This window comes from Paenibacillus sp. FSL H3-0302 (assembly GCF_037982245.1).
GTDB classification, from domain to species: domain Bacteria; phylum Bacillota; class Bacilli; order Paenibacillales; family Paenibacillaceae; genus Paenibacillus_AQ; species Paenibacillus_AQ odorifer.
The window spans coordinates 714,377-727,010 of record NZ_CP150284.1 but is presented as its reverse complement, the minus strand read 5'-3'; the positions used below and the strand labels follow the sequence as shown (position 1 = coordinate 727,010).

Annotated in this window: 11 protein-coding genes; 4 read left to right on the top strand and 7 right to left on the bottom strand. The window is 47.8% G+C overall.

All coding sequences use genetic code 11. The features are described from left to right. Window positions 1–10: 10 nt before the first annotated feature. On the bottom strand, window positions 11–1,549 hold the full coding sequence (guaA, locus tag MHH50_RS03195) for a glutamine-hydrolyzing GMP synthase (protein ID WP_036679874.1): 1,539 nt from the start codon (window positions 1,547–1,549) through the stop codon (window positions 11–13). A 181-nt stretch (window positions 1,550–1,730) separates the two neighbouring features. Between guaA and MHH50_RS03190 the strand changes: the two genes are divergently transcribed. Then, on the top strand, window positions 1,731–1,919 hold the full coding sequence (locus MHH50_RS03190) for a hypothetical protein (RefSeq protein ID WP_312151757.1): 189 nt from the start codon (window positions 1,731–1,733) through the stop codon (window positions 1,917–1,919). Window positions 1,920–2,031: 112 nt separating this feature from the next. Here MHH50_RS03190 and MHH50_RS03185 read toward each other — a convergent pair whose 3' ends face one another. The 3 genes from MHH50_RS03185 to MHH50_RS03175 all read right to left on the bottom strand — a co-directional run bounded on the left by MHH50_RS03185 (window position 2,032) and on the right by MHH50_RS03175 (window position 6,886). Continuing rightward, window positions 2,032–4,053, bottom strand: coding sequence for a transglutaminase domain-containing protein (locus MHH50_RS03185; RefSeq protein WP_340033921.1), 2,022 nt, complete (start codon window positions 4,051–4,053; stop codon window positions 2,032–2,034). Next, window positions 4,022–5,380: a DUF58 domain-containing protein gene (locus MHH50_RS03180; RefSeq protein ID WP_076310655.1), complete on the bottom strand. Its 1,359-nt coding sequence runs from the start codon at window positions 5,378–5,380 to the stop codon at window positions 4,022–4,024. The genes MHH50_RS03185 and MHH50_RS03180 overlap by 32 nt, the downstream gene beginning before the upstream one ends. Before the next feature lie 132 nt (window positions 5,381–5,512). Further along, window positions 5,513–6,886 carry a polysaccharide deacetylase family protein gene (locus MHH50_RS03175; RefSeq protein ID WP_340011883.1) on the bottom strand — a complete coding sequence of 458 codons (1,374 nt, stop codon included), beginning with the start codon at window positions 6,884–6,886 and terminating at the stop codon, window positions 5,513–5,515. Between the two features lie 107 nt (window positions 6,887–6,993). Between MHH50_RS03175 and MHH50_RS03170 the strand changes: the two genes are divergently transcribed. Next, the gene (locus MHH50_RS03170; RefSeq protein WP_076106058.1) at window positions 6,994–7,662 is read left to right on the top strand and encodes a DedA family protein; all 669 of its coding nucleotides are present in this window, start codon (window positions 6,994–6,996) and stop codon (window positions 7,660–7,662) included. A gap of 14 nt (window positions 7,663–7,676) precedes the next feature. On the opposite strand, the gene MHH50_RS03165 is transcribed toward MHH50_RS03170, so the two are convergent. After that, window positions 7,677–8,939 carry an MFS transporter gene (locus tag MHH50_RS03165; protein WP_340033920.1) on the bottom strand — a complete coding sequence of 421 codons (1,263 nt, stop codon included), beginning with the start codon at window positions 8,937–8,939 and terminating at the stop codon, window positions 7,677–7,679. A 150-nt stretch (window positions 8,940–9,089) separates the two neighbouring features. Here MHH50_RS03165 and MHH50_RS03160 point away from each other — a divergent pair, with 150 nt between their 5' ends. Both MHH50_RS03160 and MHH50_RS03155 read left to right on the top strand, forming a co-directional pair. Continuing rightward, window positions 9,090–10,031, top strand: coding sequence for a YafY family protein (locus MHH50_RS03160; protein WP_340033919.1), 942 nt, complete (start codon window positions 9,090–9,092; stop codon window positions 10,029–10,031). 95 nt (window positions 10,032–10,126) lie between these two features. Next, window positions 10,127–10,432 carry a zinc ribbon domain-containing protein gene (locus tag MHH50_RS03155; protein WP_052096752.1) on the top strand — a complete coding sequence of 102 codons (306 nt, stop codon included), beginning with the start codon at window positions 10,127–10,129 and terminating at the stop codon, window positions 10,430–10,432. Between the two features lie 84 nt (window positions 10,433–10,516). Here MHH50_RS03155 and MHH50_RS03150 read toward each other — a convergent pair whose 3' ends face one another. After that, entirely contained in the window at window positions 10,517–12,028 is a 1,512-nt protein-coding gene (locus tag MHH50_RS03150) for a DHA2 family efflux MFS transporter permease subunit (RefSeq protein WP_076106051.1), read from the bottom strand. After that, window positions 12,025–12,477 (bottom strand): MarR family transcriptional regulator, encoded by a 453-nt coding sequence (locus MHH50_RS03145; RefSeq protein ID WP_076130529.1) that lies wholly within the window; start codon window positions 12,475–12,477, stop codon window positions 12,025–12,027. Before MHH50_RS03145 ends, MHH50_RS03150 begins: the two co-directional genes overlap by 4 nt. Window positions 12,478–12,634 lie beyond the last annotated feature (157 nt).

The window sequence follows — 12,634 nt, the reverse complement described above, 5'->3', positions numbered from 1 at the left end:
TTGCTATATGCTATTCCCACTCAATCGTTGCAGGTGGTTTCGAAGTAATGTCATACACTACGCGGTTTACATTCTCAACTTCGTTGACAATACGTACAGAGATTTTCTCAAGAACATCCCATGGGATACGTGCCCAGTCAGCGGTCATGCCATCGATGGAAGTTACTGCACGAACACCTACTGTGTAGGAATACGTACGAGCATCACCCATAACTCCGACACTCTTCATGTTAGGCAGGGCAGTGAAGTATTGCCAAATTTCACGGTCTAATCCCGCTTTAGCAATTTCTTCTTGCAGAATGTAGTCAGAATCACGAACGATGGTAAGCTTGTCCTCTGTTACTTCACCCAAGACACGAATAGCAAGACCTGGACCTGGGAAAGGCTGACGCCATACGATCGCACGTGGCATGCCAAGCTCTTCACCGAGTTTACGAACTTCGTCCTTAAACAAGGTGTTTAGCGGCTCGATCAAGCTGAATTTCATATCTTCTGGCAGGCCGCCCACATTGTGGTGGGATTTAATGGTTTGCGCTGTAGCTGTTCCACTCTCAACGATATCCGTATAAAGCGTACCTTGTGCAAGGAATGAAAAATCTCCGAGCTTAGCTGACTCTTCGTCGAAGCAGTAGATAAACTCGTTACCAATGATTTTACGTTTTTGCTCAGGGTCTTCAACACCTGCAAGTTTGCTCATGAAGCGATCGCGTGCATCGATTTTCACTACATGAATATCGAATTTGCCTACGAAAGTCTCCATAACGCTTTCTGCTTCACCTTTACGCAGAAGGCCGTGGTCAATAAACATACAGGTCAATTGATCTCCGATTGCACGGTGGATAAGCATAGCCACAACGGAAGAATCCACTCCGCCACTAAGAGCGCAGAGTACTTTTTTATCTCCGACTTGATTGCGAATATCTTGAACGGCTTCATCGATAAACGATTCCATTGTCCATTTGCCGTCGCAACCACAAACTTGGTATAAGAAGTTCGAGATCATCTCGTTACCTTGAACGGAGTGACGTACTTCTGGGTGGAATTGCACAGCGAACAGTTTGCGCTCCGCGTTGCTCATTGCTGCAATTGGAGCACTTTCTGTACCTGCATCCAGCTTGAAGCCTGTTGGAAGCTCAACTACATGGTCACCGTGGCTCATCCATACAGTCTGGCGGTTCTCCAATCCTGCAACTAAAGCAGTTCCTTCTGCAAAGTCAACATCAGCTTTACCATATTCCCGTTTAGCCGAACGTTCTACTTTACCATCAAGCTGATGAGCCATCAGCTGCATACCGTAACAAATACCGAAGATCGGCACTCCTAGATCATAAATAGCCGGATCTACGTGTGGTGCATCTTCAGCGTATACACTGCTAGGTCCGCCAGAGAAGACAATTCCTTTAGGCGAAAGTGCTTTAATCTTGTCAACTGGCGTATTGTACGGCAAAAGTTCGCTGTATACTCCCAGGTCCCGAATTCTGCGCGCGATAAGTTGGTTGTATTGTCCCCCAAAATCGAGAACGACGATAATTTCATTTGGCTTGTTCATTACGTGCCTCCCTTGATTATTGGATTCATTATACTCATGGTTAATTCTCATCGTCAAGGAAAGGAGGACACGCCTCTCATAATCAGAGAGTGATAAAACTTCATGCAGAACCTTCCTTGCTATGGCATAAATTAGATAGCGGATCTAAGCGTTATTAGCCGTTTATGTTAAACGGAAGGTAATGAGCAGACATTCGCGAATAAACGCGGCCGCATCAGAAGCCGCAGGTTCGCCGCCAAGGGCGGGAGCGGAGTCTACGGGATTGTCGCGGGCAGAGATCACGGCTGTGGAGGCCGAAGCTGGCGCGTACGCCAGGGTCTCCCACTGGCGGACAAACTGCCGGACGGCTACATCTAGTCCGGCATCGTAAATCCGCAGGGAGTCCACATACTCCCTGCCAGTAACGCCGGGCGGCGGCGGTCCAAACCGCTCCGCCAACCCGTGCCAAGCCATAGAGGCCGCGCGCAGCTGCCTCTCCCGGCTCAAGCTGCTGCCGCGACGCGCGGCCAGCAGCAGAGCCAGGCTGCGCCGCCAGCGCCAAGCGGCGGCGGGAAGCAGCGCCGCGGCAGCGAGCGGCGCTGAAAAGGGCCCGCTGCGGCCAGCGGCAGGGCGGGCAGTTCCGCGCTGCGCGTTGCTTGCGGTGCGACTGCTGCGGCCGCAGGCCGTGCCGGCGCAGGGAAGCCAGCCGCAAGCGCAGGACCCGGCGTCGGATCGAAAGGAACCCAACCTGCGCCGGCAAAATAAACCTCTACCCAAGCATGCGCATCCCCTTGGGTGACTAAATACTTCGCCGGCATGGCTTCCTCCTGCTGGGTTCCAGGTCCGTAGCCTTGAACATACCGCGCTGGAATACCTGTGCTTCGCAGCAATACGGTCATCGCTGTGGCAAAATGCACACAGTAACCCTGTTTGGTCTCAAACAGGAAATGATCCACAAAATCAGCCCCAGCTGGCGGAACCATGGTATCCAGCGTGTAAGAATACCCGTTTTGCAAATAATCCCGAATGGCGGTTGCGGAGTCATATCGGTTGCCCGAGGAAGCTGTGAGCTTCTCTGCCAGAGCTTTCACTCGCTCAGGTAATAAATCAGGCAGCTGCAAGTATTTATTCTTTATTTCTTGTGGATCAGCGTCACCCAAACCGCGCAGTAGTACTGGATTACTCTCGGGAAGTATAGAATCAACTATATACTCTGTGATCCGAGTTGACCCCACCGAATCTGGCAGACGAAAGGTATCCCTGTCCTTATTCGCCAGAACATAACCAAGCTGGCTGCCATTGGATAGTTGAACTGTCTCAACATCTGTTAGGGTGCCCGCATTGAATACAGGAATTCCGCCGGAAGAGGGGCTGGCAAATTGTATCCGCTGTTGCAAAGTCCGCCCCCCATTAGTGGTGGTTACCGTCGCCGGAATCTGAGGCAGGCTGGACAAGTTAAGCGGAGTAAACTCCTCACCCCCTCTGATCCAACGGCGACCGTCATAATAGGCAATGCTCTCCCCGCGCCAATAGGTACGCTGGCTGGTCAATGCTGTGAAGACTGGCTCGGTATTGCGTGATAATGGAGCACCCAGTTCTCCATCATTTGTACTATACCCTGTTGTTCCTGCAGGTATAGCCTCATTATCTTCCGGCATATGGCCCGAAGCCCATTCCTGCAGCTTTTCAAAGGTTGACTGGAGTGTAGTTTGGTTAGGCGGTCGTACTTCATATACCTGCCCACCAAACCATGCTGTCATCATGACGAATATAGCAGTTGCTAATGCCAAAACTCCCCATCGGGCATACGGCAGGTGAATGCTGCCCACCCGTTCCCGCAGACGGAGCAAACCACTCATTGCTTGCATCCATACAATAAGCCCGACTGATATTACAACATCCGTTGTCGTATTAACGCCAAAGCCAATATCCAGAACTAATAGATAAATGAGGGTCACCGCTGTAAACAGCAGCGTACTACCTCTGAAAAGTGCAAGCTGCTGCACCGAAGATACCAGCAGCCCCCAGCCAACAATCAAAATCAAAAGTCTGCTGATCTCGCTTAGCTGAGAAACATGCCCGGAAAAGAGCAAAATCAGATCATTTGGAATTTCTACTGCATAAATGCCCAGCCATCCTGTCCCTACGCTCTCGCTGCATAGATATAGCCAAGCTGTGCCGATCATCAAACATTGGATACTTAGCAATAGCCACCCGGGAATCTGAAGGATTCCCCACATCAACAGCACGGCAGCAGAAATCATCAGAATCTGCAGCAATCTAGCAGTATCTTCCAATGAAGTCGTTCTATATAAAGGGAGCAGCCATTCTAAAAACAGCCCCAAAATAGCCAAAGAGAACAGCATGCGATAATACAGAGGTATCTTTCTCTGTTTACCGGCATGACTGTTCTCCAGTTTTTCCAAATGGAGCTGCTTTGGTTCCTTCCCACTGTGCTCATTCATAGAGAAGCTTGTGTCACCCGGTATCCGCTTACCGTAGCGTTGGTTTTCCGGATGATTCATGGTACTCTACCTCCCTGAGCCTGTAAGCTGGCAATGCATCATCCAGACAAAACATCCGTGCTCCCAGACGACCCAGACTATCCCCGACCGTTCCCCGCACAGGCTGGCGGATCTCCTGCAGCATTACCTCAGCAGGCAGCGGAGCTGGCTGATCCCAAGCATAATAGAGCTCAACTTTTACACCTTGCACTAAGAATTTAGCGATAACCTTAGCGGATTGTTCCTCTAATCTTCCGGTCACTATAGCAACGGTCATTCCCGGAATCCAGCCTCTAGAAGCATCCTCCAACAGCTCGGACAGGGTTCTTGTTCCATTCGGAGAAATATCAGTTAGAATATCCAGCACTCTCCCTGGGATTTTACCCAGTCCTTCATGCCTAGCCATTCCTTCCGGCCAGCCTCCGCTAAATAACTGGACATAAGCACCTGACTGCTCAGCAAAGAGCATCAGCCCCATCGCCGTTGACACCGCCTTCTCAAATACCGGAGGCTGCTCCTCCCGACTGCCACGAGGTGTAAGTGCATTGGCTGGAATCTCATAGCTTTTGGGATCATTAGCCAACACGATACAGCTCATTCTTGCCTTTTCACGCTCTGGAACTTTGCTCTGCAGATTTCCTAGCCGGGCGCTGTTCTTCCAATGAATTCGGCTAAGCGGATCACCGGGCTCATATTCCCGCGATTCCATGGTCTCATCATTGCTGCTTCTTCCCCTTCTGGAATAGAGCGAATTACCGCTAATAAAGCCGCTATCCGGGACTGCTCCGCCATAATATAGGGGGGCTGGCAGCACTTTAACGCTATGCTCTTCAGCAGGCTCAGATCGGCCTGTGAACCAGCCGGGCAAATCTCCCCAGGTTACTCTACAGCCCTGCAAATGATGATGTCCCCGCGGCATATTCTCAAGAAGGTAGGTGTATTCAAAAGAGCGTCTGAATCCCGGAAACAGTAGCTTGTGATGTCCTCTATCCCTCCAAAAATCAGCGATAGTCAGCCATGGCAGTGGAAGCCGGGCAGAGAAATTCACCCGTACCTTCACAAGCAGTGTACTTCCAGCTATCGGTCTTACTGGAGTGATTGTCCGTTCAATCTTTATCGCCCGTGGACCTGAAAGTTGAACAATCAGTCCGCCAACCATGATAACGCCTACAGCGATCAGCAGAAATAAGAGTGATGCACCTCCGCGCCATGCATATAAAACACCTATAATTCCAGCCACAGTCAGCATCCGCAGCCATTCAGCCAACGCACTACGGCTACGCGGATAGCTTCTAACTCTTTCAGTCTTGTTATTTAATTTGTGTTCTACTTTTTTTGAAGAGGACAATGGAACGAACACCCTTCCTTTGGGTCTAGACTTGTTCCCAGCTGAGGAACTTATTACTATCTATTCTTCCCATGAAAAAGGGTGCCCAGACATTGTTTTTTTCTTTTAAAAAAACTGCCTGAGCGCTAAATCTCAGAAGGCTATTACCCGGCGCTCACCTTCCGTCACGCTTATATTTAAAGGAGGATGATCGGCTGTCTCCAGCAGCTCACGCAGCGATACCCAGATAGAACCGCCAATCATCTCCACACTGGCACCGTTTATCTTTTGAACATGATCAGGAAGATTTAACAGGAGTTCCTTGTTCGCCACATCCGCGATGATATCTTTGCCGTTCCAGGCAATCTTCCCACTGCGACTGCCCGCATCCCAATTAATCTGCCCTCCCAGCCGTTCGATCACAGCGCGAAGTGGCACCATATATTTCCCTTTTTGCAGAGCATATTCACCTGGCGCCAGCTTCGTCTCCAGCTTTCCAACCTCCAGCACCAAAGGTTTGCCGGGCGCAAACAGCTCTGCATTCGGTATGATATTCGAGGTGATCCAAGCTTCCGAAGGTTTCACTCTGCCCAAGCTATTTGCTTTTGAGGAGACTCTGAATTGTACAGGCTCCACCGTCTCATCTAAAAGGCCAAAGCTGTACCCAGCAGCCTTATAACGCGCAATAATATCAGGCAGTGCTTTAACACTCTCCTGATGGCCGCCGCCATCATGCAGCAGAAGAATAACCCGAGAGGACTTCAGGTCTGCAGTTGACTCTTTTAAGATTTCTGACGCCGGTACCCCTTTGCGTTTAGAATCCCCGCTGTCCACCGTCCAATCCGTAACGATATAACCGGCTTGCTTCAACAAATTGAAGTAGGTATTATCAAAGTGATCAAAGGTTCCGCCCGGGGCGCGGATAAGTTGTGGGCGAACCCCTGTAATGCCCCGAACAATTTCTTCGGTCTTTTTAATCTGGCTCCAAAATTCAGTGAATCCACTATATAAATCATGGTAATTATGATTATAGGTATGATTGCCAATAGCATGTCCTTGTTCCCATATGGCATTAATTAGCTCTGGATGGCTTTTCGCTTGATTACCAAGGACAAAAAAGGTCGCCTTCACACCTTGCTGCTGTAAAATTTTTAGAACGTTGAAGGTATTGTCACTCGGTCCGTCGTCAAATGTAATATAGACCGTTTTTGAAGCTTTCTTTGCGGCCGTAATTGCTGAATATGTTGTCGACACCTTGGATACTTGTGCCGTACTGGAATTCAATTTAACTTCTGGAGAAGCAGTCACAATGGACTCTGCTTTAGGAGGCAATTCTTGCATCGCCACTAACGGGAGATTATTCTTAACAGAGACAGACTCCGCACTTGCGGACTGTAATGAACGATTCATCCAAGAATCTACACTCTCCCCTGCGTTCCATCCCAGCATTACGATGACGATTACAACCATAACAAGCAATCCGCTTATCAAGTTTCGGCGGCCGTGAGTGTTTTTGTTACCTTTCATCTTCTCTACCTCCAGCATTCTATTGGCTCAAAAGCCATTTGGTAGATTGTATGAAGACAAGCTTCAAAATAGAATAAGGCAACTGCCCCTTGGAGAGTGAGAATCTTATGGAAATGCTGAACTTTATACAAGAATTATTCAGCAAATATGGATATAGCGTATTGTTTTTTGGATTGCTGCTCGAATTCGTTGCCTTGCCGTTTCCCGGAGAAACTACCATGGCTTTTGCAGGTTTTCTTTCCTATACGGGAAGACTTGATTTCATAACGTTGATTCTAGTGGCGTTTGCTGGGACCACAGCCGGGATGACCCTCACCTATTTTGTCGGCTTAAAAGCCGGAATGCCCTTCATCCAGCGATACGGAAAGTGGTTGCTGTTCTCCCCTGCCAAGCTGGATAAAACGCAAAAATGGTTCGAGAAATACGGCAGTATCCTTATTTCCATCGGATATTTTATTCCAGGCGTTCGTCACTTTACCGGCTATTTTGCTGGTATAGTTGCGCTGCCCTTCCGTAAATTCGCCCTCTACGCTTATAGTGGAGCGTTATTCTGGGTAGTGCTGTTTCTTGGCATAGGACGGGTATTTGGTCCGCAGTGGATGGGTATTTTCCATTTATTCGAGTTATATGCACTATGGATTATCTCTGGCGGTGTAGCTATAGCTGCCCTTGTAATCCTGTATCGCTATCGCAAAAAGATAAGCATCCGCCTGTTCCCGCGCAAAGCTGCCATAAAGCTACAGACTCAGGTTAAAAAAACTTCCAAGGGACGGTGAAGCCACCGCCCTTTTTAAGTACGTTTTTTCTTGCTGCGTACCCCCGCGTATCCTGCGAGTAAAAGCGCAACTATGGCAAATCCCGCTCCCCCAGCAAACCCTACCATTCTTGGTTCCACCCCTTCTAATAGCCACCCGGCGAACAGCATAGATAATCCCAGCAGCGTATTTCCTACTGCAGACAGGAGTCCAAACACAAAGGGCTGCATAGCAGATGGGGTTTCCTGCATAACGAGCGTATCCAGACAGGCATTCCCCGTCCCCCCGGCAAATGACAGCAGGATGTATAACATAAATGCTGCCGCAAAATGATTGCTGACACTGATGCCCATGAGTAACACACCTTCTAGTAAAAGCCCTCCGATGGCTACAATCAGCAGCCCCTTTTTTAAATAACGTGAGGTAAAAAAACTAAGGCTAAGACCGATGCCAAGCGCCGCATAAAATGCCCCCACTCCAATATCCCCCGCGTGAAATACCTGTATCGCATAGACACTGATCAGTACATTATCCAGACCATTTAGCAACGGCACCAACAGCTCATAACCGAAAATGACCTGCAACGTTAAGCTTCCGCCAATTACCATTCCCAGAGCACGCAGCCGACCGTATTGTGCTTCTTTATCGGATTTTTCTAAGTCCCCCTCAGGAGAATATGTAGCCTTCTTAGCCACCGTCACCATTTCCGTATGTTGTGGAAAATCGATACCGTAAATTAACATCGCTGCGATTAAAAAAGACACTGCATTCATAATGAACGCTGCCTCCGGACCAAACCACATCGACACCACCCCTCCACTGAACGCTCCAAGGATCAGCACGCAGCCGCTCATTAACTGCTCTAGTCCGTTGACGGTCAGCAGAGAATCTTTGGTGACGAGCAAGGGGATAGTGGACTTACGAACAGGGCTGTAAATGGCTTCACCCGCTGCCAGCAAAAAACTTGCCATATATAACAACCACAGCTTCTCCTCCCCATCCACCCATAAAAAGGCTAAGGCTACTGGGACCCTCAGCATATCTGTAGCTATCATGATATATTTGCGTGGAATTTTGCTGCTAAGTATGCCTCCAAGCGGGGCCAGAAATAAATAAGGAAACAGTCTCACACCTAACGAAATCCCTACCGCCATGCCTGATCCCGTCAACTGCAGAACCAGCGCTAGTACTGCAACGCTAGTAAAACGATCACCAATTCCATTGATCAAGCCGGCTGTGAACAATCGTGAATATCCCTTATGACTCCTAAACATCGCAACAGCTGAGTGATTATTCATAAAATAAACCTCATTTCATCTATTTATACATATATCTAATTAGATATTAATCGAATCATTAATTTATGACAATGCTTTATTTTCAAGGATTTGCTAAGATGAAATACAGCATTACTTCACGGAAATCTCCGGGAAAGAAGGAATTGTCTTTTGAAAATAGATCGATTGCTCTCTATCGTTATCCTGCTAATGAACCGCCGCCTAATTCAGGCGAAGGAGCTAGCCGATATGTTCGAGGTATCTGTGCGCACGATTTATCGTGATATTGAAAGCATTAATGGGGCCGGAATTCCTATCGTTACCTATCAGGGAGCGAACGGTGGGATCGGGCTTATGGAAGGATACCGGCTGGACCGCAATGTTTTGACGGATCGTGAGCTGGCGGATATTTTCACGGCTCTGCAGAGCGTCTCGTCTTATGGAGGAAATGAACATACTCTGCTCATGGAAAAAATCAGCAGCGTAATCCCGCCCTCCCAATCCGCCGCCTTCCGCAGCAAAACGACTCAGCTCATCATCGACTTCTCCCCATGGGGTCTTCAACGTATTCTGGAAGAAAAGCTTGCCACTCTAAAAGAAGCACTTGAGGAAAGCGTGACCGTAAACTTTAATTATGTGGATGCTGCGGGTCAGACAAGCCAGCGTTCGGTAGAGCCCTATACTTTAGTGCTAAAGGGGCAAGCATGGTACTTATATGGATTTTGTCTCAATCGTCAGGATTTCCGTCTATTTAAGCTGTTGCGCATGAAAGAGCTCGTTAAGAATACCCAAGTTTTTATTGCAAAAGATGTGGATGCAAGCGAGCTGCCTTGGAGCAACGAGTATCAGAGATCAACCGTAACAACAGCAACACCCATCGTTTTGCAGTTTAAGGCTGAAAGCAAACATCTAGCGGAAGAGCGGTTTGATTCTACCGAGCTACTGCCCGACGGTAATGGAGGTTACAAGGTTACCATCAACTATCCTGAGGATGGATGGCTGTATGGTTTCCTGCTAAGCTTCGGGATGCATGTAGAAATCTTAGAGCCACCGCATATTCGGCAAAAGCTGGGGCAGCTTGCAGCAGGCATAGCAGCAAAATATACAACCTAACAATAAACCTGACGGAATGTCGTCAGGTTTATTGTTCTATACTGAACTTAAAGCGGGCGCTCGAGAGCTTGCATACCTTTAAAGGAGTGTTAAATATGGGACATGAACATGTAGAGCAAGGAGATCTTAAAATTTGTCAAAGCTGTGGAATGCCAATGCCTACGGCGGAATTGCTTGGAACGGACCAGAATGGCAACAAGATCGAAGATTACTGCGTGTACTGCTATGAGAATGGCGCATTCAAACAGCCTAACATCACGTTGCAAGAAATGGCTGACATTTGTACAGGCTATATGGTCGAAGAAGGAATGGATGAGAATGTTGCCCGTAAACTTCTCGCGGAGCAGCTGCCACATCTGAAACGTTGGAGCGATCCTGCAGCTGTGTCTCCAGCTAACTAATAGCATCACAACAAAAGAAGCGCCCTACGGAACCATAACAGTTCGTAGGACGCTCCTTTTTCCATTCTTTGTTAACCCAGTTTTTTATTGATTGTCCTGCTGTGGCTGCACTTCTTCCGTCTTCAGGAAGTCTGGCTGCGGTGAAGTCTTTTTAATAAAGAAAGCCAATACCAAAGCAACTACAGTGATCCAGGTAGCAATGTTAAAGGCATGCGTAACCCCGCTAATTGTAGCCTCTTGCGTAAGCTTAAGCATCGCTGCTTTATCGTTTAACGAAACCGTTCCGCTCATAAGCGTATCAGTGATTGTGCTCTTCGTCTTATTGGTCATTAGACTGACGAACAACGCCATTCCCAGCGCGCCTCCGACCGTCCGCAACGTATTCGACATTGCTGTACCATGCGAGCTTAAACGCTGTGGAAGCTGGTTAAGTCCAGCCGTTACAATCGGCATCGATAACATCGACATGCCTAACATCCGAACCGTGTAAGTAATAATCATATGCGTATACGTCGTACTGTCTGTAAGCTGGCTGAATTGCCAGGTCGTAATTACTGTAATAATCAGGCCTACCACAGACAGCCATCTTGCCCCGATTTTATCAAATATAATCCCCGTGATTGGAGACATAATTCCCATTAGAATGGCTCCCGGCAACAGCATAAGCCCGGACTCCATTGGCGTAAAGCCACGGATCGTCTGCAAATAAATCGGCAGCAAAATCATACCCGAATATAAAGCCATCGTAATGATGATATTGATTAATGTCGTGAGTGAATACATATTGTATCTGAAAATCCGGAACTCAAGCAGTGGTGTCTCAGCCTTAAGCTCTCTCCATACGAATAAAGCCAGTGCAATCACACCCACAATGAGGCAGGTAATGACTGTTGCACTTCCCCAACCATCGGTTCCAGCATCACTGAAGCCGTACAACAATCCCCCAAAACCAATGGTAGACAGGATAACACCCGTTTTATCCAGCTTCGGAGAAGTTGTTTGCCCTACATTTTGCATTGTTTTCATACCTAGCAAGGTAGAAAGAATAGCCAGCGGAAGAACGATAAAGAACAATACGCGCCAAGAATAGTTCTGAACTACCCACCCTGACAACGTTGGACCTACAGCTGGAGCAAAAATCATGGCTACCGCCATTAGCCCCATCGCTTTTCCCCGCTCTTCAATTGGGAAGATGCGAAGAAACACAATATTCATTAACGGCATCAAAATCCCTGCGCCAACCGCCTGAATGACTCTGCCGACCATGATCATTTCAAAGCCTGTTCCGATTCCACAGACAAGTGTACCTAACGAAAAAAGTGACATCGCGGTGATGAATAGCTGGCGGGTCGTAAACTTTTCCACCAGAAACGCACTAATCGGTATCAGCACACCGTTCACGAGCATAAATCCCGTTGTTAGCCACTGTGCCGTATTCGTTGCGATTTTTAGATCGTCCATTATGCTCGGCAATGCCACATTAAGAAGTGTTTGGTTCAAAAGTGCGACAAATGCACCTATTAAGAGCGCTGCAATAATCGGTCCTCTACGTATTCCCTTAGTTGCCGCTGCAGCGTTACCTGTAATTGTACTCATAAATTCTGTTTGTCTCTCCCCTGCTCTAAGATCTGAATGATTTCGGTATGAATCCTAAGTAATTCGCCTGCATCCTCGGCAGGTATATTGGATAGTGGAAGTAAGTGTCTTCTGAGCGATTGCTTACTTCTTTCCCTGATCTCTCTGCCCTTTTCAGTAATCGCCAAGTTGTATATACGCCGATCTACCTCAGAGCGCTGTCTTGTGATCAAATCGGCTTTCACCATCCGGTCCACTACGCCGCTCGCTGCACTGTTCCCCAAATGTAATAGCTCGGCAAGATCTGTAATGCCAATATCGGGATTTGCAGATATTTTGCGGAGAACCATCAACTGTGTTGGTGTGATGTCCAGCTCTTCAGCATCCTTCCACAGCAGCTGCTGAAATGCATGGCTAATCCGGCGAAAAGAGGAGAATATATCATCTAATTGCTGCTCCTTATCTTCCAAATCTTCACCTCCAAAGAATTAATTAGTTAGACCATCTAATAGTTCGCATGCGTACTATTTTACACCTTAACTAAATTTCGGTCAATATTTTGCTGTAACTTTCTGAAAGGTAATTTTATATTGCAGGAAAAACATGAAAATCATACATAAGTGCACA